General features: G+C 59.6%; 19 protein-coding genes and 1 tRNA gene. 1 reads left to right on the forward strand and 19 read right to left on the reverse strand.

What is annotated here, in order from left to right:
- The first annotated feature begins 86 nt into the window (after nt 1-86).
- Nucleotides 87-722 (forward strand): tetratricopeptide repeat protein, encoded by a 636-nt coding sequence (locus tag P7F68_RS14615; protein ID WP_338405592.1) that lies wholly within the window; start codon nt 87-89, stop codon nt 720-722.
- 577 nt (nt 723-1,299) lie between these two features.
- Here P7F68_RS14615 and P7F68_RS14620 read toward each other — a convergent pair.
- From P7F68_RS14620 to ispB, 19 genes are all read right to left on the reverse strand, one after another.
- Entirely contained in the window at nt 1,300-3,219 is a 1,920-nt protein-coding gene (locus P7F68_RS14620) for an AAA family ATPase (RefSeq protein WP_277834208.1), read from the reverse strand.
- A gap of 100 nt (nt 3,220-3,319) precedes the next feature.
- Nucleotides 3,320-3,820, reverse strand: a complete 501-nt coding sequence (locus tag P7F68_RS14625; RefSeq protein ID WP_277834210.1) for a hypothetical protein — start codon at nt 3,818-3,820, stop codon at nt 3,320-3,322.
- A gap of 238 nt (nt 3,821-4,058) precedes the next feature.
- On the reverse strand, nt 4,059-6,653 hold the full coding sequence (gene mobF / locus P7F68_RS14630; RefSeq protein ID WP_277834212.1) for a MobF family relaxase: 2,595 nt from the start codon (nt 6,651-6,653) through the stop codon (nt 4,059-4,061).
- Nucleotides 6,650-8,473 carry a type IV secretion system DNA-binding domain-containing protein gene (locus tag P7F68_RS14635; protein ID WP_277834214.1) on the reverse strand — a complete coding sequence of 608 codons (1,824 nt, stop codon included), beginning with the start codon at nt 8,471-8,473 and terminating at the stop codon, nt 6,650-6,652. Before P7F68_RS14635 ends, mobF begins: the two co-directional genes overlap by 4 nt.
- Entirely contained in the window at nt 8,470-8,781 is a 312-nt protein-coding gene (locus tag P7F68_RS14640) for a hypothetical protein (RefSeq protein WP_277834215.1), read from the reverse strand. The genes P7F68_RS14635 and P7F68_RS14640 overlap by 4 nt, the downstream gene beginning before the upstream one ends.
- A gap of 186 nt (nt 8,782-8,967) precedes the next feature.
- Nucleotides 8,968-9,393, reverse strand: coding sequence for a hypothetical protein (locus P7F68_RS14645; RefSeq protein ID WP_277834216.1), 426 nt, complete (start codon nt 9,391-9,393; stop codon nt 8,968-8,970).
- Entirely contained in the window at nt 9,390-9,662 is a 273-nt protein-coding gene (locus P7F68_RS14650) for a hypothetical protein (protein WP_277834218.1), read from the reverse strand. The genes P7F68_RS14645 and P7F68_RS14650 overlap by 4 nt, the downstream gene beginning before the upstream one ends.
- The gene (locus P7F68_RS14655; protein WP_277834220.1) at nt 9,663-10,412 is read right to left on the reverse strand and encodes a hypothetical protein; all 750 of its coding nucleotides are present in this window, start codon (nt 10,410-10,412) and stop codon (nt 9,663-9,665) included. It abuts the gene before it with no gap.
- Nucleotides 10,409-10,975: a hypothetical protein gene (locus tag P7F68_RS14660; protein WP_277834222.1), complete on the reverse strand. Its 567-nt coding sequence runs from the start codon at nt 10,973-10,975 to the stop codon at nt 10,409-10,411. Before P7F68_RS14660 ends, P7F68_RS14655 begins: the two co-directional genes overlap by 4 nt.
- Before the next feature lies 1 nt (nt 10,976).
- Complete coding sequence (locus P7F68_RS14665) at nt 10,977-11,954, reverse strand: type IV secretion system protein (RefSeq protein ID WP_277834224.1); 978 nt, start codon at nt 11,952-11,954, stop codon at nt 10,977-10,979.
- A 45-nt stretch (nt 11,955-11,999) separates the two neighbouring features.
- Complete coding sequence (locus P7F68_RS19980) at nt 12,000-12,326, reverse strand: type IIL restriction-modification enzyme MmeI (protein ID WP_386041813.1); 327 nt, start codon at nt 12,324-12,326, stop codon at nt 12,000-12,002.
- 13 nt (nt 12,327-12,339) lie between these two features.
- Entirely contained in the window at nt 12,340-13,605 is a 1,266-nt protein-coding gene (locus tag P7F68_RS14670; protein ID WP_277834226.1) for a three-Cys-motif partner protein TcmP, read from the reverse strand.
- Nucleotides 13,606-13,692: 87 nt separating this feature from the next.
- Nucleotides 13,693-14,451 (reverse strand): DUF5131 family protein, encoded by a 759-nt coding sequence (locus tag P7F68_RS14675; RefSeq protein ID WP_270069110.1) that lies wholly within the window; start codon nt 14,449-14,451, stop codon nt 13,693-13,695.
- Entirely contained in the window at nt 14,448-15,086 is a 639-nt protein-coding gene (locus P7F68_RS14680; protein WP_277834230.1) for a LexA family protein, read from the reverse strand. Before P7F68_RS14680 ends, P7F68_RS14675 begins: the two co-directional genes overlap by 4 nt.
- A gap of 85 nt (nt 15,087-15,171) precedes the next feature.
- Nucleotides 15,172-16,026 carry a three-Cys-motif partner protein TcmP gene (gene tcmP / locus P7F68_RS14685; RefSeq protein ID WP_277834232.1) on the reverse strand — a complete coding sequence of 285 codons (855 nt, stop codon included), beginning with the start codon at nt 16,024-16,026 and terminating at the stop codon, nt 15,172-15,174.
- Between the two features lie 199 nt (nt 16,027-16,225).
- Complete coding sequence (locus tag P7F68_RS14690) at nt 16,226-18,277, reverse strand: RNA-binding domain-containing protein (protein ID WP_277834234.1); 2,052 nt, start codon at nt 18,275-18,277, stop codon at nt 16,226-16,228.
- A 760-nt stretch (nt 18,278-19,037) separates the two neighbouring features.
- Nucleotides 19,038-19,940: a plasmid replication initiator TrfA gene (gene trfA / locus P7F68_RS14695; RefSeq protein WP_277834236.1), complete on the reverse strand. Its 903-nt coding sequence runs from the start codon at nt 19,938-19,940 to the stop codon at nt 19,038-19,040.
- Nucleotides 19,941-20,676: 736 nt separating this feature from the next.
- Nucleotides 20,677-20,753: transfer RNA gene (locus P7F68_RS14700), tRNA-Pro, on the reverse strand.
- Between the two features lie 38 nt (nt 20,754-20,791).
- Nucleotides 20,792-21,760 (reverse strand): octaprenyl diphosphate synthase, encoded by a 969-nt coding sequence (gene ispB, locus P7F68_RS14705; RefSeq protein WP_002945576.1) that lies wholly within the window; start codon nt 21,758-21,760, stop codon nt 20,792-20,794.
- Nucleotides 21,761-21,829 lie beyond the last annotated feature (69 nt).

Genomic DNA, 21,829 nt, shown 5'->3' on the forward strand with positions numbered 1-21,829 from the left:
GCCGGTGCGGCCACGAAGACAATTCGAACGCGGTGCGAAGGCGATTCCGGAAAACGATGTCACGATGAAATACGACCTGAACCTCAGTGCTGGCGCGGTACCGCCGGCTTTTGCATCACGCTGCTAGCGGAGACCTACTTGCGAAGGTCGAACTTGGCAGAATGTACATGTATGGATGGGGCGTACAAAAGGACTATAAGAAGGCGCTCAGCTTACTCTGGGAGGCCGCGAAGCAGGATCACCCGGTCGCTCAGCAAGCACTTGGATACTTCTACGCAAGCGGATATGCATTCGAGCCTGATAATGACTTTACGTTCTTCTGGTTCAGGCGAGCAGCAAAGAACGGCATGGTTCTTTCCATGTTCAATATTGGAACTGCCTACGAAAAGGGCTTGGGTGTCCAGAAGAACCTTGTTGCTGCTCACGCTGTATTCCATAGCCTGTCGCAGGATCAGTCCCTTAGCCGTAGAGGTGATGCCCAGGATCGCGCCATTGCCTTATCTAAACATCTAACGCCCAATGAGCTGCAAAAATCTATCTTGCTTAGCGAGGTCGTCTACCGCGACGGCGGGCTTGTTCCGGCGGAGATCGATAAGATGACCGGGGACAAAAGATTTGTCTTCGAAGATCACGAACCCAAGGGTTTTGAGATTGGCATGGCCGTAGACAAGCTTGCTCTCATCTCAATGCGAGTAGAGAGAGAGATTAGTATGATTAAGTAAATTTATAACATTGCCCACTATCCAGCAGGCGACTTGGTCTTTCTCGCCTGCCAGAAAACCAGTAGCAGAGGTTGTCCCGGCGACGGTTCAAGCAGGAAGAATCGGCCAGCGTCTTCGTTGCGTCGCCAGACGTTGATGCCATCGACAGCAAAGCCTGCGGGGTTCAGGTTGTCCAAGCACTCAAGATGAACGCCATGCTGCAAGGCGACCCGCCCGAAGCAGTTCCGGTGCGCAAGCTCGAGACCAAACCGGTCCGCGAGGCGCTCCAAGCGTGCGTCCTGTCGCCGAACGATGGACCTAAGGAGTCGGCTGACATTAGAGATTTTCATGACAGCGAACCAGCTCACGGAGAATTTCAAGCGCATCTGTCCTCGGCTTGAAGATCGTTCTGCCAATGCTTGTGAGCCGTTCAGTGGGCAACGCAAGAAAAATTTCTGCGAACCTCGACGAAACCGAATACTCGGAGCACGCCTTGTCAAAGTCGTCTTTGAGAGCGGAACGAAGCGCTGAGAAATAGTACGAGTTGAGCCGGTCATTCATAACGAGGTCCACGCATTGGGGAAGCGCCTTAGGCATGTCACACCTCCCCCAGCACATGGCGCAACGCAGCCTGGATGTCGGCCAGGCACACTGCTGACGCGCTCCCCGACGTCAGCTTCCGAACAGCTGCATAGGTGACCGCCTGCTGCAACACAGCCCCTACATCGGCTAGAGCGAGGCCCAGTAGCTGCGGTACCGCTTGAGCGCAATCGCCGGCCCACTGTGCGGGCGAAGCATCAAAAAATCGACCCACGAACTCACGCAGTGCGTCGACATCCGGTGGCAGAAACTCGATTTTTTCTGCAAGGCGCCCGCCGCGCAGCGCAGCGGGATCGAGCTGTTCGGGGTAGTTCGTCGCGGCAATCCAGAGTACGTCCGGCGTACGCCCCCCTGCCCCGTCGATCGCAGACAGTAGAGAGTTCGTTATGGAAACGAGGGCTGGATGATTCCCAGCCCGACGGCCGAGCACATCATCAGCCTCGTCGATGAAGACCACAACCGGCCGCAACTCACGTGCCTCGCGCATGAGCGCAACAAGCCTGTCCGGGTTCGACAACAACTCGTTGCCCGTGACGCAGACGAACGCCCAGCCCGCGGTTTTAGCGAGCGACTGCGCGGTGACAGTCTTGCCGGTTCCGGGAGGGCCGTAAAACAGCACCCCGGCCGGCACTGTCCCGCCCGCGTCCTCGATCTCCTCGGCATGGGTCATCCGCGCAGCAAGGGCATGGAGCGCCTCCTTCTGGGCAGACGAGAAACTGAGATCCTCGAGCAAGGGGGCCGCCTCAGGCAGCTTGCCGGCACGACCTTGGATGCTCCGCAGTGCTAACTTCAAAGTTTTATAGTCGACGCCGAGTTCTCGGAACTTCTCGGCTGTGCGCAGCGCTTCGTCGGCGACTGCACGAATTCTCGCCACGCTGAAGCCTGCCCATCGCCGCGAGGCACGATCGATCGCGTCCTCGTCGAGACGGATGCGGCCACGTCGAGCAGCAGTCAATAGCCCACAACGAGCCTCGAGATCAGGCGCAGGCACCTCGATCTTGAAGTCAAAGCGCCCTTCCCGAACTGCGGCTGTGTCGAGACGGTCAAGATGGTTAGTGGCGGCGATGACTAGAACGCCTACGCCTCGAATCTTGGTCAGCTCGGCCAGCAATGCATTCGTGGCTTTTGCCTCTTCGGAATCGGCCCGCTGGATCTGTGCGCGGTCCACCATTAGTGAGTCAGCTTCATCCAGGAACAGCACACACGGAGCCTGTGCTCGCGCGTCTGCGAATAGCTGCGCAATCATTTCGGGGGTCTGATTCACCCACCTCGAAGCGACATCCGCGACCGAGACAGCTATGAGAGGAAGCTTCAACTCACCAGCCAGCGCCTCGGCAAAGAAGCTCTTGCCGTTCCCCGGCTCGCCGAACAGCAGCACACCATTCCGAGCAGTGGCCCCAGTTTTTGACGCTTTCACTTCGGCCCCGGCCTCCGCGAGACGCGACTTCAGCTCACCCATCCCAACGACATCAACGAACGAATATCGAGCGAGCTCCGCGCGGAACATAGGCTCACCGCTCGCGGCTGCCTCGGCCAGTCTGTCGCCCGTCGGGTGTGCAAGAGTGCGGATTTGGGCAGGCGTCAATTTGCCGAGCATCCATGCCAGTGAAAGCCCCCCGGCAGCGACGGCAAGGCCGTAGCCCGCCCCGACGATCAAAGACTCGGACACGGCAGCCAAGATCACGAACAGGGTTAGCCGGCCAAGCTCGGGAACGGCTCGCGCACCGCGCAGGAGCAGCATGACCAGCGCAATGACGCCCGCGGCAACCACTGCGAGGGAGAAGAATGTTGACCACTGCACATACACGAGTCGCTGGCCGGAAAAAACACCAAAGGTTCCGAGCCAGAGGGGCACCTGTAGCAGAGCACACACCAGAACAAGCAAACGAAAAACCCCGTTCAGAAACGGCATCATCATCGCGGCAGCCCGTCAACAAACATGACGTACGCATGAACACCGGCGCCGACTACGGCAACGGCGATCGCAACAGCGAGAAGGCTTTCAAGTCCCCTTCGCTTCATGCCAAGACCTCAGGGTGTGGGTGTGCAGCCATTGCCGAAGCCTGGAGGTAACTGAGCGCCCGCATCCTAGGCGTGGATTTAAGAATGCCGTCCTCTTCAAAAAGGTCAATCCACCACCACCCCTCGCACGGCATTGCACTCATGAGGCACATGATCGACATGCACCCGCCTGCAAGCCTTTGTAGCTGGGTTTTGGGCATGGGTTGATCGGACAGCAGAAGGACCCCGGGCTCCGACTCAACGAAATCGATCTCGACGAGAGCCCGCTCCGTTTCGCCGAAGACAGTAGCAAGCTCAACGAACGGATCCCACCGTCGCCAGTCCACGACGCGAACCAAGCCCTTCATGCCGTGCTCGTCAGAATTCAGCCATCCCTTCGGGGGTGGCAGTACGAAATCAATCGGATTCACTTCATCGCCCTCGATGATTGCTTGAATGGTGTTTAAACGTTCCTTCTGCCGCACGCGGTGGGCCTTTTGCCTGGCCGCAGGCGTCATCTTGTCAGCCTTGGGTGGCCGTCCTCGTCCCGCCATATCTATGCCTTTATTTTCTGTTACCCGTAACCGTTAATCAAAATTATAAGTTACGCGTTACGTTAAAACAAGTTAAAGGGAATCGTGAGAACCGTCGTTGAGTCGACGATGAAACGACGGTGCTGGGTCTTGTCCGGCCCTTACCTCACCTTGGATAGCATCGTTGCGCATAGCACCGTCGATACAACGACGTTGCTCGGGCTCAGAGCGCCATTCCCTCACCTCGCTGCGGCAATGATTCCTCCATCGAGCGTATGTGCGAGGGGCTCGGAGGAGCCGGGTCAGCAACCTTAAAGTCGAGCGTCGATGCTTTCTGTTGGCTCTTGGACATTGCGTCGAGAGCACCACGGAGCCGCTCGATCATCTGCTGCTCTGATCCGGGTTTTACCCCTGCGCTCTCCTCGAGCTTCCGGACTTTCTCCCCGCTGAAGATCCAGCGGGTCTCACCCCTTGCCCGCGAGGCCTGGACGTATGCCATTTCTCTACTCGTGTGCTCGGAGCCAAGCACAATTGCCCGCTCGACGGTTGCGCCTTGCAGTCTGTGAGTCGTCGCCGCGTACCCGTGCCGCATGGCGACCTTGCGCGGATCAACTTCGATCGTCTCGCCCGTGCGATCAAGCCGCAAAAGCACGGCGTTCCGCGACACCCACTGGACCGTCGCAAAATCCCCGTTCTTGAGCCCAAGCCGGTTTTCGTTTCGCGTGATCACGATCCGCTCTGCCTGAGCGAGTTCAAGCTTTGCAGGCTTCTCTGGGTCTTTGCCGTCTCGGACCTGGATCTCCTGGGGGTCGCGAATCTCGCCAGAGGCTTTGAGTCGCTCGCGAATCTCGCTGTTTAAATCGCGGACCTGGGCATTCGTCGCCCCGATCGCCTGGACGCGCTCGGCGCCCACTTCCCCGCGGTCCATGACGAAGCGATCGGCTGCCGCTCGGACGGCGGCCGCATGGGTCCTCTCAACACGAACAAGTCCGCGATCGATGAACTTTGAGAGCGCCACTTCAGCCTCGCCCCGGCTCATCTCGCGAACCGCTTCGCGCGCCCACTGCTCGCGCTGGCGTCCGATCTGCTGCAGCCGAGCGACCGGCTGCTCGGCCGCCAGGTGTCGGAAGGTCGCACCCGCGCCGACCGGCTGCAGCTGCTTGTGATCGCCCACGAGAATCAGCTTTGCGCCCGCGTCGCGGGCCAACTGGGAGACCCGCGCCATCTTTCGCGAGTCGATCATTCCGGCCTCGTCGAGCACAATCACGGTTCTCGAGTTGAGGACTGTTCGCCCCCCGTCGACGTCGATCAGCAGGCGATCGATGGTGCTGGATTGAATCCCCGCACCCGCCTGGAGCTCGGCAGCGGCCTTGCCTGCCAAGGCTGCGCCGATTACTGAAAAACCTTGCGAAAGGTATGCCTCGCGGACCGCTGCCAGCGCAGTAGACTTGCCGGTCCCCGCGTCGCCAACCATCAGCGCCGTCGCACCTTGATTGGTCGTGAGCGCCAGCACAGCGTCACGCTGCTCCGCGCGAAGTCGGAACGGCGCACCACCTGTTGAGCGCTCTGCTTGCATTGCAGTGATGGCCTTTTCGACGACCTGAGGTGACAACCTGTGCGCTGATTCTTGGGCACGGGCACAAGCAATCTGGAGGACACTTTGCTCTGCGGCCAGCATCTCACGCGTGGTGTACAGTGTGCGCCCGCCGACATGATCGTACAGAGGGACCGCAAGCAGCTTCGCGGTCTCCGCTAGCCGGGTCGCATCCCGGATCCCGCCTGCGCCCTGGGCGGCCTCGGCCGCGGCCTGGTAGATCTTCCGCTCGTCGACAACCGCATCGAGCTCCGTCAGCTTGTCGAGCAGTTCGCCTGCTTTCAGCAACTCCAGCGGCCTGCCCGGCTCATCTCCGCGTAGCTCAGCCGCCGCCTCCGGGGTCAGCCCAAGCGCTTCCGCGCGGGCAGTCCACTGCCGTTCCAGTTCGAGCTGCCCGACTATCGCCTTGGCTCGCCGGGTTTCTAGCGCGACGTTCTCGCTAGATTTTGCATCGCGAAGCCCCAGCTCCTGGAGCCTAGCCGTGATCTGCTGCCGCCGCTGACTGAACTCGGCTTCGATGGCACGCGAAACGCCCACCACGCGGAACGCGTCGCCGTCGCGCTCAACCTGATAGCCCAACCCACGGAGATTCTCGGCCAGCTCGGCGCGATAGGCCGCGCCGATCGCCTTCTGCCAACGCATCATCTGGCGGGGGTCGATCGAGCTCACTTTCCCATCGTCGCGAACCGCGAGGTTCATGACGAAGGCGTGAGTATGCAACTGCGGATCCTGCTCGCGACTGGTGCCATGGCGGAACGTCGCGGCTACAAGCCGGGCCTGTTGCGCGACCTCACCGTCGCGACCTGTGCGAGCAAAGAAGGCCTTGCCCTCAAGCATTCTTAGTGCTGCATGGACCGCCTTCTCCTGCGCCTCTTCGACGGCTACACGGCGCTCGTCGTCGGCCAGCGCCCAGACCACCGACACGCCCTTCGGGGCAGAAAACGTGCAGTCCCACCCCGCGCGACGATCAGGGTCACCTGCGTTTTGCGCCAGCTTTTCCCCGCCAATTGAAATCCCCGCGGCGACGCGCGCGAACTCACCATCCCGAATTTCACCGGCTTGGAGTCCAACTCGTTCGAGCCCTCCACCGACCCACTTCCCGGGGTCGCCCTCCGCAGCGTAGTAGTCCTCTACCTGGCCTTTCTCAGCCGCTCCCTCCCGCAGATGCGTCGAAAAGTAGCTTGCGGCCGCGCCCGCGGTCTTCGGCTTGGAGATACTCATCATCGATGTCGCTCCTCACCGTCAAGGTCGCTCATCTCCTCATCAAGCTCGCCGTTTAACTCTGCCAAGAGCTCACGCTCATCAATCCCATCCTCCTCGATCTCTTGGTCCGGCTTCGTCTCAATGCTCTCTGGGCGGCGAATTTCCGTGACAAAATCCTCGCATGGAAGCCACGCCGCCACGCGTTTTTTGAAACTGATCACATCGATCTTGATGCGCGCAACGGGGTACTGACCAGCCAGCTTCAGAAAGCCCGCGAGCGGGGGAAGCGCTTGAATTTCGCTTGGCAGAACGGCCTTCTCCACGACCCGCGCCTGGCGTTTTGTGTGGCTGCTGGCATCACCGATCTTGCCGCTGGTGCTGGTTTCCTCTCTCGCCACCTCAGACTCCCCGAGCTCTCTGGACAGCAGATCTGCGGATTCGGAGTCTGCGGTTGAAAAAACGATCTTGTTTTGCAGACACGCAAGAACTGTTGTCGCTCCCTCCTTGCCGTAAAGTGCGCGGACCTGTGCGATGGTTTGGATCCCTGCAATTGCGCAAAGACCAAACTTTCGCCCTTGCGCGAGTGCGTCCGCAAGGGCGTTCACCTTTCCCAGCGCAGCAAGCTCATCGAGCACAAGAAACAGCCGACGGCCACGATCAGAACCCAGCGTCATCACAGCTGTGGTCGCAATATCAATAGCAGAAGAGAACAGCGTCGCGACCGCTGCGCGGCTGTCGGCGCGATAGGGAAGCCACAGCACCGCGCCAGTTTCGCGCGCCGACTCGACAAACCTGGCGATTGAGAACGACTCCTCACCGGCCTCTGGATCCAGGTAGCTGAATGGAGTAATGAAGGTCGTGATCACGCCAGTAATAGACCCAAGGGGCCGGTCGTTTGCTGGCTCAAACCACCTTGCGGCGGGCGAGTTCTGAACGAGGTTGGCCCACTCGTCCGTCGGCGCAGCGCAGCACATGTATGTCAACCAGCCGTTTTTCGCTCGCCCGGAGGCCCGGAGACGATCGATGGTGACCTGCAGAACTTGCTGCGCGTAGATTCGCCACTGCTGGTCTTGCCCTTCCGCGTCGGGGATGATTGACTTGACGATTCTGACTGTGTCGTGGGCGCCCCGGATCTCAGCGAAGGGTGACCATTTAGCGCTCCGCGCGTCGAACGGGTTCAAAATCAAGTCCTTTTTGAGCATCAGCGACTGCATGAGCTCGCCGCCCGAATCGGCAATCACGGCCGCGTCGCCGCGCTGCCGAAACTCAAGAACCATTCGACTGATCGCTTGCGATTTTCCGCTCCCAGGGGACCCGGCGAAGCGGAAACTCAGCGGCTCCAACGCACTCGGAATCGGTATGCCTGCTACTGTCAAACCGCCTGGTTGATCTTTCTTGGTTCGACGTCGGAGTCGATTTGCGGTCACGATTTGAGCGCCCCGCAGATGCTTCTTCCCGTCGGCACCTCCCGCGAAAAGCAGTCGCGGAGCAAGGTAGCTCGCGACGATCCCGGCCAGAAGAATGGCGAAACTGACTCCAACCATCTCCGCTACCAGCGGGAACGCTTGATCAAGCAACGGACCGAGATTTTCTCCAACCGTCCCCCGATACTGCCCGCCGTCGACCCAATCCATAACAAATGTAGACGTCGGGTCGGCCAGCGGACTGAGAACCCGCGGATTGCGCTGTACCACCAGAACCCCGCACGCGGCCACGCTGCCTGCATGGCAATCTGCAATGGTCGGCCAGCCAAGGTAGAGATAAAGGCAGACGAAGACAGAGGCGATCGCGACAGCAATCACACGGAAAGCGAGCTGCGTTTCTTTACCAACCAGGTTCATTTCTGCCCACCCTGCAGTATCCGGATCGCGTTGGCTAGGCGCTTTTGCTCGGCCTGGTCGGCAGCCTCAAAAAGCTTTTCAACCCCTCTTTCCAGCTCATCGAGTCGGGCGAGAACGGCCTCGACTGCTGCCTCGAGTCTGTTCGGATCGCACGTCTTTTCTTGATGCACATCCTCACGTCGCAGCCCGCGTTCGATCGCGCGTGCTGCCGCTTGCGAGCGCGGCAACCCGAGCCTGAGCGCTTCCCGGTCGAGCGCAGCAAGCGGCAGCGGTGAAAGTCGGACACTAAATTTTTCTGCCATGGTCATCCCTTAAGTCGGCAGCCAAGCGGCTGCCGGCAATTTCCGTGCGGCAGCCACATGGCAGCCGGAACGAAGCCCGGCATTTGCGCGAGCTTGCGGCGGTTTTGGCTGCCGATTGGCAGCCGGGTTGCATCGAAAGATGCGTGGGGTGTGAGAGAAGTTGGCAGGCGGAGCCTGTTAACTTCTCGACCCTCATTTGACTAACGTTTTGATTAGGGGAAGATCGTTTTCTTGCACCCAGACCGACGGACCAAATGAAACCTGCCCGTGGGATTTAGCAAGCCACTCTTCTAGCGTTGATGACTGCCGCGCGAAGGGGGAAAAATAGTGGACAGTGGTAGTGGGCGGCAGCCGACGGAGAAGTTGGTTCTGCTCGGTCTCGGTCATCGAAACGACAACGTATGTCGAATCGGACGCGTGGAAGCCCAAGCTTTCACTGTTTGCAGTCACAGCAACCAGGTGCAGATCTATGGTTATGCCCGAGCCGCTGAATGTCAGGCTGCCATCTTGTGCGCCAATCACATTCAGACCGCTTTCAAGTGTCATCTCAAACCAGCTCACGGGCCAGCGCGACGGCCCACCCTCTTCTTCCCGCTCCGTTTCTGTGCTCGTGATCACGATTGCAGTTGCTCCACGCGCGGCGATGCGGGCGCCTTCGCGCCCGCATCGCAATCCAAGCCAGCCGTTACGAGCTCGTTGCGGGCCTCAGCAATAATCTCCAGCAGAAGATTTGAAACAAGTTGCGTGACCGGAATCTCAAACCCTCGATCGCTGGCGATCTGCTTGACCTGATTAAGCTCTTCGATCAGACCCTTCGGCAACCTCACAGCAAAGGTGCCGTGTTCGACCGACTTGGCTGCAACCAAAACTGTTTTCTTCCGTGCCATTTATTTTGCCTCCTGAATTCTCTTGAAAACTGCTCGGGATTCTTTGTCGTGCTGTCGCGCGCGCCGCTGAACTGTTTCAGCCAACCCATTCAGGCGTTCTCGATCCGCATCCTCGATCATCTGCCGCTCGGTCACACGACGTGATTGTGCGGCGTTGAAACTCAGCATCTCGTTGATCGAACCGTTCAACATGGCCATTTGACCATTCATGATCTGAAGCGCCTGGTGGCTACCCTCTGTCCGTGGGATCTGTGAGGAGTATTCCCGCATCTGTTCGTAGTTGTCCTGTACGGAGTTCATGACATGAATCTCGTGATCAGTCATGACGCTGCCTGTTTGGCGGAAATGATCAGACATCCGAGCGGAGCGATTGATGTAATCCTCCCAGGTCAGACCACTGGCGCCGAACTCACGGTATCGGCCCTCCGCGAGGGATTTCATCTGCTCGAGTGATCCGTACAGCCGCTGACCAGTCGAATAGACCTGGGAGGCCTTCTGGATCACACCGTTCACTTGTTGAACGGTGTCTAACGCGCCTGTAAGCTCGGCCGGCATCTGCTGAAGGAGATCGGTGTAGTACTGCTCGAGTTGGGTCGCGTACTGCAGCTCTTGGTTAACCGACTGCATGGCCAGCTGGACGTTATTCAGAAGCTGCGTAACTTCGGTTGCTCCTCCCGTCATTCCCCCTCCCGCCATAGCAGGAGACACAGCTGAAAGAAAAACGAAAGCTGCAAGACTCGCGTTCTTCATCTTTTCACCATCTCGCCCATCGACTTTGCTTCCCCACCGAGCCGGTTGAATTGCTCTGCGAGCTCAGAGGTCAGCGTGATAAATATCTCTGCGCCTGCCGCGACAATCGCCTTCCGCGGCAGCAGCGACGTGGCGAACCGCGCACGCTTCTCGTCGACCATGACAGTGCCGTCTGGCTGCTCCACCACATCAACACCGCCCGCGGAAAGTGTTTGGTACATTTCTCTCATGAGAAAATCGTCATGTTCGAGCGTGGCTGCATCAAGCTCCACCACTTCAAGGCCGCTCAGCTCTGCCCGCGCGATCCCTTCCTGAGAAAGCTGCGCAATCAAGATCGAGCGTCGCTTTCCGCCTGAGCGTCGGCGAATCTCAACCCATCCCTGCCGCGCTGCGGCGCGCAGCGCCGCGCGGGCGCCCACTTCAGTCGCGAGCCCCAGGACTCTTTTTGCGACCGCGACTGAGATAAATCCATGACGTGCAAGCCACTGGATCAGCAACTCTGATTTTTCATCCTGGCGTTTCTGACGGGTTGACGGCGGCATCAGGTTTGCAGTAATGGACATATCACTTCCTATTGAAAATTGATTTGAGTTGGTTTGCGATCGTTGAGCCGATTCGTTCGCCACTGCTGTTAACCGCGCGCATGCTGTTCTGCCCGGCGCTGCCGATACTGAATGCGGTTGAGTTGAATCCTCTCGTGAGCCCGGATGCGATCGACTGGACCTGCAACATTAAGTAAGCCATAAGGCCAGACAGAAGAAAGACGCCCGCGTAAATCTGAAAATTTACCAAGGGATCACCAACGGCTGCGGCAGACATGTCTGCTGCTTTCTTGATAAATCCACCCGTAGCAGCCAACATCCCAGCACCGACAATCTTGAGTACCCCCGCGCTGACCATGAACTGAAACCAACCCGTCGCCAGCCAGCTGAAGCTATTAAGCAGCAGCCATGGGAGGAAAATTGGCGCTAGCATCCAGGCCAGGTCAAACATGATCTGGCTCAAGATGTAGTTGCCGGCATAAATCAGCGCGCTCGCGAGAATCAAGAGACTAGTCAAAATCTTGAATACTGCCCCGCTCAGGGCAACCGGGACCGAGAGCAAGCCATTCATCAATCCCTGACCGCTGAAGGCGCCCGCGAACTTATCCCAGGTTGAAATCTCCGGGGCTGGTGCAATCTCAGCCGCATCAAAACCCCACACGTTTAGTGCTGTGTAAAACATCCGGCCGAGCGCGGGCCCGAGCTCCGCTTCGGGCGCGATCGTTCTGGCGATTAGATCAAATCCTCCCCGGACCTCCTCTACCAACCCCGGGCTGGTCAGTGCAAATCGGACAAGGCCTGCGGAGAAAGCTGTGGTGATCAGGAGTGACACATAGCCATTAAATGACTCACCCTGCAGAAGGTGCTTTATGACACCCCATGAAATGGCGATTCCCGTGGTGGCTGCGAGCAACCACAAGCCGACATCAGTCAACAGCGAGGGATCAAATTGCGCCCGCAGTTCGTCGACAAGGCTCGGAAAAATCTGCGCCAGATCCATTATTATTTGCCGTTTGTTTTTACTGTCTGCAATTGTGCGCTCGAATTACAAACGGAGTTCCGGGACAAAACACCAGAAATGAGGTGTTTTGTGAGGTAGATAAATTCTCGCTGTTGATGTAAGTGTGGAACAAATGTGACGTGTGGATTGTGCAATCCAGCTAAGCGAAAAAAAACCCGCACGAGGCGGGTTCTTATCTAACTGGAAATCTCTCGCGATGATGTCCGCGCAGAGAAAGGCGGTGGGAATGAAGCGACGACGTTCGGACGAGACTTCGGGGACACCGAGATAGTCCTTGTCGCGTTGGCGATCCTGGGTAAAGAGCGTGGGCTTGTCCGCAAAGGCTTGAACGCTTTTGGTCGGACTCTTCAGTCGCGCCTAGGATCTAGATGCTGAAGTTGAAGGTGCGCTGCGAGGGCAGCCGCAACACATTGTCGGCCTTGAGCTTGACGCGTGCCTTGGACGCATCGCCGGCGTCATCCATAACGATGATTTCGCCGCTCTGATGTAATTCGAGCAGCGTCGCTTCTACCATGTTACGCGTTGCTGGCGTCGTGTTGATCAGCCCGAGGAAAAACTGCTCGAAGGTCATGCCATCGGCGCCCTCGAATAGCATGGCGGGAATCTGCGCCATCATGGTTTCCTTGCAGACCGTTGCTGCTACTTCACTGAAATCGAATCCCATCTGTAGTCGGTTCTCATCGTCGATCTTGCCGATGTAGCCCGTGCTGAACATGTGGAACCCAGCCTTGCCGTAGTGTGCAAAGTGGTTGTGGTGTTGCCAGTGGGTAGTCGCCATCACATCGCGCGCCTTCCAGTGCTGCGAGAGATGCAGTAGCCAGAAGTCGCCATGCCCGCGCTCGGGCCTGATGAAGAACGGCGTGTAAAACTGTGCCGAGCACTGGCTGGTCAGGCTCTGGTACAGGGAGGATTGCAACTGCACCCGCCATCGCGGCGACTGCTTGATCTCGTCCAGATCGGCAGCACACACTGACGAGCACATGCCAGTCGACAACTCGAAATCTGCGAGGTTCTTCTCGTTGAGGTAGCTGATCAGGCTGTCGATGTAGAAGGTGAGGATTACCTCGGCGTGCTTTAGTTTTGCGAAAATGTCGCGCAGACAGCTCATCGGCACGGCGGAGTAACCATACTGGTCGAGCACGAACAAGGCGCGTCCCGAACGTGGGCTGCGAGAGTGCGCCCGCTGGATAGCAGCTCCGCAGTGGTCGGCGAACTTGCCTTTGACCAGCTTGATAAGACCTTTGGCTACGCCTCCACCGTACCCCCGTTCATCGAGGACATGCCCCAGGTAGTCCAGCGCATAGCTGCAGTCATCGATGCAGATCAACTCCACATCAATCTTGATTGGCTTGCGGCGCTCCTGACGCACATTAACCAGGACCTCGGCCTCTCGAATTGCCTCAAGGATCACCAGTGGGGAGCCTGGCACCTCCTGGCCGGACTCGTTTTGGTAGAGCCCCCCTCCGCAGAAGCCATCTACTATGGTCAGCTGGATCTTGTCCTGCTGTGGCATCGACACAAGCGTCAGGAAGTAGTCGATCAGGTAGTTGCGCAGAAGCGCGTGTTTGACTTCACTGTGCCGTTTCAGCAGCGGGGGCGGGTCTCCCCAAATCCAGTCGTAATGTGGCATTGAACGGCGCGCTGAGAGCGCTCTGATGGTCCCTGCGCAGCAATGTGCCTGCGGAGCTTCTCATAATCAAGCACATTGTCGTAAAGCTCAGAAGGCGCTGACGCGATGAATGGCCGTCACCGGCATTTCGTCCCATGTCCGGCCGTTCAACTCGCGGCCGTTGGCTGCTTTTGCGCGTTTCTTGCCATCTGCTCCCCAGCCGCCCCACTGCTTGAAGAAGAAGGCCACGTCCTGCTCCTGGCACTGTTCGCGTACGGCCTCGACCCACTCCATCTTCATTGGCCGCGCCCTAGGTCCGGACTCCCCGCCAACGATGACCCAATGGATGTCGGTCAGGTTGAGTTCGCCCACATCGGAGAGTAGAGGCTCGACCGATAGGAAGCGGATGGTGGCTGGCACTTGACGGAGGTAGTCGATGCGAGGCACCCCGGAGTCGCGGTCTTCGACGGAAACGCCCAACCAGGCATTGTTCGGCACCGAGCGCGTCCGGAAATACCGAGCCATGCGCGCGGCGCGTTTGGTGAGGATCTGATACGTGTGGTGAGGTGTCTGCGCGATGACCTCAAACACCTTGTCGATGTAGTGATCCGGCACCCGATCGTGGAACAGGTCCGACATCGAGTTCACGAAATACACCGTTGGCTTCTTGCGCTTAATCGGGTCATTGAGCCGTTCTGGCAGTAGGGTCAGCGCAAATCCGTTCTCATAGCCAGGCGTGCCCATGGCGTTCAAGCGCTTGGACATGGCCTCGGCATAGCAGTGCTTACACCCCGGAGATATCTTGGTGCACCCAACGGTCGGGTTCCAAGTCTGCTCCGTCCACTCGATCTTGCTGGTTGTTGTCATCGCGATACTCCCTGCGTTGCTAGCTTAGCTTGACCCGCCTGCGACGGCTTGTAGCTCCGGATGATTCCCCTGACAACGCCGAGGATGTTCAGCGTCTCTTTGGCTCTCATGCTGGGCATGCCCCCTCCGTGTGCGGCTAGGTGTGGTTGACCACGGTCGGTTCTGTATTCCTTGATGGTGTGGCTGCCATCGATCTCGGCCACTACCACATCACCGTGGACGGCCTGCATGCTCGTCTCCACCACGGCCACATCACCGCTGAGGATCCCGGCGTCGACCATCGAGTCGCCACGCACCTTCAGGAACATGGTCTTCGACGGCCTGGCTATCAGCAACTGATCTAGCGCCTGCGCATGAACGAGATTGGTGGCATTGCCTTCACAGCCAAATCCGGCTCGCACCTCGCTATCACTGACATCGACGGTGAAGAACTCGGGGCCGGGCACGAGCCGGGCACCCACGGATTTTTCCAAATGGCCTGAGGCAATCAAGCGCTTGGTCAGTTTGAAGGCCGCGTTCTTGGCTTTGAAGCCCAGCGCCTTGGCCATTTCGCTGTACGAGGGGATGCAACCCACGCGGGCGTAGAGGTCACGGAGGCGGCGCAGATGCAGAGCGTCATTGTTGGTTCGAGCCATAACAAAATTATGGTGTCCATTCGTCCACTAATCAAGGACAAGATGCACGCAGGACGCTGTGGCGTCCTGGCGGTTGCAGGCGTGATCAGTTAGAGAACAGGTCCAGATTCCCGCTGCGGGCGATGTCGTTCCAGATGCGGTCCGGTAGGGGATGGCGCGAGAAGAAGACCAGGCGGTAAATCGAGCGCCCTTTGCCGTCGCTGATCAGCGGCATCTGCCCGCTGATCCTGAATCCCAAGGCTCCAACCGCCCTGCACCAAGCGTCGAAGAACCAGATGGGGAGTCTCGACTTGGACAGCTCGTCGATCGGTGCGGCAAGGCGCCAGCCCGGCAGCGCATCGTCAAACCGGTCCCGCTTGGGGTCCAGTTCCATGTCGATATTGCGCGTCAGGTCCATCAAGCTGAAGTGGACTGCGAAGTCCACGTACTGTAGCTTGGCAAGCCGCTCGATAATCGAGAATGACAGGAACTCTAGGTTGTAGGGATCAATGTATGCGAGCGCTAGGGCTCCAAAAGGGACAGCCTTGGCCATCTCGTCAACGGTCTGCTTGGCCGGTCCCACGAAGCTTTGTATGTTTGCGCCCGCGGCCTTAAGCCTCATTTCGTTGGCGTGGACTCGGTCGGGTTCAATGTCGCCCACGAGCAACTTTGTGAATGGTGCGCCGGAGCGTACAGACTGGCGGTAAGCCGCGACCGAACCGCCGTCCCGCGTGAAGCTCTCGCCCTCAACCTGAACGCGACCAGGACCGCAGAATGGGTCAATCAGTACCCGCTGCTTGAATTTCTTCTGCGCTTCGCGCGTGGCGTCGAGGTAGCGGGTTAAGTAGCGGTGCTTTTCATTCACTACCCAGCGCCCGACGCCGCGTCCGTGAGGTCCTCGTTCTACCGGCAGTTCGGGGTAGGGATCGGGCGATACATCGTAGGGTATCTCTGTTTTCAAGCTATCTCCCAGCACAGTGCAACCGGATGACACCGCCGCCTACCGCGGGTTGATTGCATCGAGAGTGCCATGGCCGCCAACGCTCCGCGTTCCGAAACCATCGCCAACGCGCTCTTTAATCGGCTCGATGGCCACATCTTCGTGATCCACACTCTACGCGTGCCGAGCTCCACCGACTTCGCTGAGCAATGCAAATCGTTCATGCCGTATCGCCCGGCGCGCTCGGCAAGGAGAACGTCGCGCAATAGGCCTGTCTTTCATGGGTCGGCGTGGTCGGGAAGGCCAGGCTCAGTGTTCTTGCCCGTACCATCGGCGACAAGTAGGCATTGCGCAGTGAAGCGGGTTGGCGGTTCAACAGGTCGGCCAGGGCATTCAGGGTCAGGTAGTGCCCGTCGCACACTGCGAGAACCACAGTCTTCAGCGCTTCCGAATCCATCTTCTTCTTCCCGCGGGGCTCTGCGGCCAGTTGTTCCAGGCGGTTGCGTAGAGCGGGGGACAGCACGTGCAGGTCGTTGATGACCGGCAGTGGGAGTTGATCGGTGTGCAGGTACCCGTGTTCATCCCGCTGCTGCCCGGAGTTCGGCATGCTGAGCTCGTCCAAAACTGAGGAGCTGTCGTCCAAAACTGAGGAGCTCGCCTGCAAGACTGAGGAGCTCGGACCGATAGCTGAGGAGCTCGGACCGATAGCTGAGGAGCGGGCGGCGCCGGGTAACGGGACGGGGCCGAACACATCGTCCGGCGTCGGCATGTCCTGACCGGGTAGGAAATAGACCGCACCTCGACCGCTCCCCGACGAATCGAGCATGCCCAACTGCATGAGATGCTGCAGTGTGCGGGTCAACTCTGCCGGGTGTGCCGACGACACGGTGCACAAGCGGGCGTGATTGACCGTACCCTCGCTGCCCGCGAGCGCTAGCGCGACACGCTCCTCGCCCTTGAGCCGATCGAATCTCCCCCCAAAGCGAGTGCGCAGATCGGCGATGACCGCCGGTGGGAACAGGTCGATCATCCGCAGCTCCAGCAAGGTCTGGTTGTACGGTGTCGACAATTCATACAGCTTGGGCGGATTCCAGTGCTGGGAATGCCAGCCCTGGAATATCCGCGGAATGCCGGTGCCCGCCTGTTCGCCCACGCCCACGAAGCGAAACATCTTGTGCAGGTTGCGGTTGCGGCAGTCCGGCTCGCCGCCGTGCAGCGCCACTTCCACCGGGATGCGCATCAAGCCGGGGTTGCGAAAACCGAACATGTCCGGCCGCTTGACCACCAGCACCGAGGCACGCTCCGTATAGTCGGCATGGACCAACACATTCGCCAGTGCCTCGCGCAGGGCTACATGCACAGGGGTTTCATCCTGGCGCTCGCCCTTCTCTAACTGGAACGGCACCTTCAGATCGGCGGTGAGCTTGAGATAGACCTTGCGGTAGAAGTCGTAAAGATTGCCCGACCACTTGCCATCTAGGGTCAGCCGGTCGATCCAGCGGCGCTCGGCGCGGGGCTCCGGACGCTCCTGGTAATCCAGCATGTAGTTGGGAAGTGCCTCCTGGATTGCGCTCATCTGCCCGAACATCAACAGGCCGGCCAGCGTCAGCCCGGTCTCATCGGTTTCCCGATCGCGGCGCCAGCCGCCGATCAGGCGCAGAAAAGCCGGATCGTTCTGCTCGTTCCAAGGATGGCCCGGGTCACGATTGGCAAAAACCTGCCGATAGCTGCGGAAAGTCCCCATGTCCAGATCGTCGAAGCCATAGCCACGTAGGATACGGTCATCGCGACTGTCCTCCACCTGCTCGGCCAGCATGCGTTTGACGTCCTCGTCAGGCAGCGGGTGGTCCCCTTCGTTGAGGCGGCGGTAGGTGTTGCCGTTGAACGGATTGGTGGTGAGATAGACCGGCCGCTGCTGACGCCGTGCGCGGGGGATCTCCACCACGAGCAAGGTCCTGCCGGCCACATGCCATTCGCGCACCTGCGCGTCGCTCAAGAGGTTGATGCTGACCTTCTGGCGGTTGTTCAAGTTATTGAACAGCTCGGTGCGTACCTTCTCGACATTCTCGATGCCCACCGGCTCCAACTGCCCCTGGCGCTCGCGCATGCCGAGGATGACGATGCCACCATCGGTATTGGCCATGGCGCTGTAGCTGGGCCAGAAATCCTCCGGCAGCGCGCCCTTGCCATCGCGGCCTTGGGCCAGCTTGCATTCGAGGGAGACGGATTCGCGCAGGAGGGCGAGTTCATCGAGGCTCTGAAGTTCGATCATACCGCGTCCCTCATGCCGCTTCATTTCGCATCATGTCAACGATCTGCCGAGTGACTTCGTCGCGCGGCGCGATAGGATAGCCGAACTGGCACTTGATGACGCGAAACACGTGCCCAACCCGCGCACGGGTCGAGGACATCTTGTGGGTGAAGCGCTTGTTCGCCTCGGTCTGCAGCTACATGGCATTCGTGCGGATCGTTTGTGCGGTGATTTCATATCGTTGTATGTGAACATCTCCTAGGGCGCGTGACTTGATTTCGTTCCACGACAAAGGCATGAGATAGAGGTCTCCTTGAATGCGTCATTTTAGCGGTATGCCATGCCCGTGAATCACACTACGAAACACCCCGACGGCCCTTGGGTTAACCGCAAGTCTCGTCACAAGCGGCGTCCACAGACGCCCGACTGAGGCCTCGTGCCGCTTGCGGCCCGAGGCCGATTTGTCCGGGTCTAGGCGGCCGAGCGTCGACCCGGGGGACTCTCTCGCCCCCTCAGGGGGCGTATTAGACCGGGAGGGGGTGCCGGCAAAGCCGGGGGAACCCCGCAGGGGTGCCCTGCGTGCTAGCACGCACATGATTAAATAAATGATTAAAGAAAAGGATTAGGCGCACAACAAAAAACGCCTGAAACCCTTGCCAGCGTTGCCTTTCTGTCCTGTTCGGCCCGCAGCTAGCGGGGTCGCAGGAACGGTATAGTCGGGGTCGCAGGAACGGTAAGCCGGGGTCGCAGGAACGGTATAGTCGGGGTCGCAGGAACGGTATCAACCGGCACGCGACCTAAACTTGGCAGCCTTCTTGGCCAAGTGCCGCAGTTGAGAACCCCTAGCCTTCTTCTTAACGTGCACAAGGTCGCCGCAAATGTCGTAGCTGAACCCCTCCCCGTGGGCCGCGCTGGTCTCGGCTACGGCGTCCAGCGCCTTGCGCAGCGTCTTGGCGTAGTCGCTCATCAAGGTAGCCTCGCTACCGCAAAGCCGGTGCAGCGTCTCAACCTTGAGCGGGAAAGGGTTCGCGTGGCTGGCGTAGAAGCCATGCAGCCACTGGGCCAGCGGCTGGCCGTCTAGCGCGTGGCGAACGGCCCATTCCACCTGAGTGAACTGGTCGGCAGCGAACAGCGGGCGCAGCTTGGCGTCCAGCTCGATCACCCATTGCTGCGTTTCCTCGTCCTTGGCTGCCCCGGCGATCAGGCCGCCGATGTAGCAGTAGCGGCCCTGCCGCACCTCCACGGCGTTCGCACGTAGGCGCGTGATGCGCTCGTGCAGGGTCGCCCTGTTCTTGCCGGTGTCGGTCTTGCCCATGAGCTTGAGCAGGGCGTAGGACGTGACGCGGCACTGACTGCCCAGCTCCTGAAGGCGCACGGCGTGCAGCACGCTTTCCCACACATCGAGGTCGCCTTGGTCGAGGCGCTCGCCCGTGTACCGGATCTCGATGCCATCGAGCGCGGCGAGCTGCTCGGCCTTGAGGTAGCGCCGCCGCCCCTTGCGGATCGCACCGAACAGGGCCGACCGCAGGAAGCCGTTCGGCACCGCCCGGACAGGCTCCGGCCATAGCGGGAGCTGCGCATTGGGCTTCGGCACTGAAGAAACGGCCCTTCCAGCCAGATCTCGTTGCCTACGCCGCTGACGTGTGGCCTCTATGTTCTGCAGCATCACGGCCAGCGGGATCATTGCTGGCCCTCCCCCGCCTTACGGCGGCGAAGCTCGCTGACCGTGACCCCCTTTCGCCTAGCCTCCACCTCCTCCCGCTTGGTCGCTCTCCCTTTCCTAATTTCAGCCGCGTTGAATGCGGGGCGGGGGGGAACATGTCGCTGACTCGTGAGCCAGCATGTCAGAACACCAACATCGTAAAAAACCCGGCGGCCAACCTTGAGAAATGGGATCCCAAGGCGACCGCTGCACCTGTCATGCCGCAGAGTCTGCTCCGAAAGCCGCAAGAAAGCCGCAGCCTCGAGAGAAGTCAGTAAAGATGCCATCGCCGCGTCTCCACGGCGGGCAGCTCGCCAAGAAACGGCGTGAGCGCTGACCCTCAGCGCGCTCGAAGTGTAAAAGAGAGGATCTGAAAAAGTGCGAAGAGAACCGCGGCTGCCGCCCAGAATGGGCGCGGCCCGTCGTGCCAGCGGAGCGCTGGCTTGCGGATTCGTTGGCGCTGTAAGGCGCCGATTTTGATAGGCTCGCCCAGGCGCAAGAAGCGCTGCGACGTGAAGTCGCTGCCAGCTGGTTCAATTGTGCCTGTTTGTTCCCACATGTCAAGCTGAGCCCATCCGCAGTGTTGGCACATTGCTGGCACAGTGAGCCACGAAGACACTGAGGAACAGGGGGGAACAAGCAGGAACAACGCAGAACAAAAAAACCGCCTAAGCGGCGGTTTTTTAAGAGGAAGTATCGGGACTTCCTCAAGAATTACTGGTCGGGGAAAGAGGATTCGAACCTCCGGCCCCTGCGTCCCGAACGCAGTGCTCTACCAGGCTGAGCTATTCCCCGACACTTTCACTCGCTGCCTTGCGAAGCCCACTAATATATCAGTGATTTCGCCTAACTGCAAAGTCCGATAATTGTAGCAGCGCATCCTTGAAAATGGAAGGGGGAAGTGTCGATATTGCGTCTATGGCCAGCTGCGCCTCTGCCGCAGCGTAACGACGCGTCTCTTCCAGCGCACAGGTGTCCTTGATTGCCGCCAGCACGGCAGCAAAGTCATCGCGACCGCCATTCTCGATCGCACTGCGGACCAGCGCGGCCTGCTCGGGACTGCCCTTCTGCATGACGTGAATGAGCGGCAGGGTCGGCTTGCCCTCGGCGAGATCGTCGCCCAGATGCTTGCCGGTGTCGACTTCGTCGGCCGAGTAGTCGAGCACATCGTCAATGAGCTGGAAAGCCGTTCCCAGATGCATGCCAAAGGCTGCAAGACGTTCCTCGAGGGCGCTGTCGGCGCCCCCCAGGATGCCGCCGAGGCGCGCAGCCGCTTCGAACAGCTTGGCGGTCTTGTAGCGGATCACGCGCAGATAATCGTCGATGACGACATCTGCGTTGTTACAGTTCAGGAGCTGCAACACCTCGCCTTCGGCAATCACGTTGGTCGCATCGGCCAGCACGCGCATCACGCGCATGTTGTCCACCCCGACCATCATCTGAAAGGCGCGCGAGTAGAGAAAGTCGCCCACAAGCACCGAGGCCGCATTGCCGAACATCGCATTGGCCGTCTTGTTGCCACGCCGCAGGTCGGACTCGTCGACCACGTCATCGTGCAGCAAGGTCGCGGTATGAATGAACTCAACCACCGCAGCAAGCTCATGGTGCTGCGTGCCCTTGTAACCCATGGCGCCCGCGGTGAACAGGACCAGTGCCGGACGCAAGCGCTTGCCGCCGCTGTGGATGATGTACTCCGCCACCTGACGGATCAGGACGACATCGGAGTAGAGACGATCGCGAATGACGGCGTCGACTGCCTGCATGTCGGCGGCGATCGGCGCGAATAGCTGCTTGACGGACAAGGCGGACACGCTCGCGAAAAAAGCGGGATGTTAGGCGCCGCGCGCGCGCGGCGTCAAGCCGACCAGCCG

The sequence above is a fragment of the Thauera mechernichensis genome (assembly GCF_029588855.1).
GTDB lineage: Bacteria > Pseudomonadota > Gammaproteobacteria > Burkholderiales > Rhodocyclaceae > Thauera > Thauera mechernichensis.

Coding starts and splice junctions, on each gene's coding strand:
- P7F68_RS14620 (WP_277834208.1), bottom strand. CDS start 3,219: ATGATGATGCCGTTTCTGAACGGGGTTTTTCGTTTGCTTGTTCTGGTG.
- P7F68_RS14625 (WP_277834210.1), bottom strand. CDS start 3,820: ATGACGCCTGCGGCCAGGCAAAAGGCCCACCGCGTGCGGCAGAAGGAA.
- mobF (WP_277834212.1), bottom strand. CDS start 6,653: ATGATGAGTATCTCCAAGCCGAAGACCGCGGGCGCGGCCGCAAGCTAC.
- P7F68_RS14635 (WP_277834214.1), bottom strand. CDS start 8,473: ATGAACCTGGTTGGTAAAGAAACGCAGCTCGCTTTCCGTGTGATTGCT.
- P7F68_RS14640 (WP_277834215.1), bottom strand. CDS start 8,781: ATGACCATGGCAGAAAAATTTAGTGTCCGACTTTCACCGCTGCCGCTT.
- P7F68_RS14650 (WP_277834218.1), bottom strand. CDS start 9,662: ATGGCACGGAAGAAAACAGTTTTGGTTGCAGCCAAGTCGGTCGAACAC.
- P7F68_RS14655 (WP_277834220.1), bottom strand. CDS start 10,412: ATGAAGAACGCGAGTCTTGCAGCTTTCGTTTTTCTTTCAGCTGTGTCT.
- P7F68_RS14660 (WP_277834222.1), bottom strand. CDS start 10,975: ATGTCCATTACTGCAAACCTGATGCCGCCGTCAACCCGTCAGAAACGC.
- P7F68_RS14665 (WP_277834224.1), bottom strand. CDS start 11,954: ATGGATCTGGCGCAGATTTTTCCGAGCCTTGTCGACGAACTGCGGGCG.
- P7F68_RS14670 (WP_277834226.1), bottom strand. CDS start 13,605: ATGCCACATTACGACTGGATTTGGGGAGACCCGCCCCCGCTGCTGAAA.
- P7F68_RS14675 (WP_270069110.1), bottom strand. CDS start 14,451: ATGACAACAACCAGCAAGATCGAGTGGACGGAGCAGACTTGGAACCCG.
- P7F68_RS14680 (WP_277834230.1), bottom strand. CDS start 15,086: ATGGCTCGAACCAACAATGACGCTCTGCATCTGCGCCGCCTCCGTGAC.
- P7F68_RS14690 (WP_277834234.1), bottom strand. CDS start 18,277: ATGATCGAACTTCAGAGCCTCGATGAACTCGCCCTCCTGCGCGAATCC.
- trfA (WP_277834236.1), bottom strand. CDS start 19,940: ATGATCCCGCTGGCCGTGATGCTGCAGAACATAGAGGCCACACGTCAG.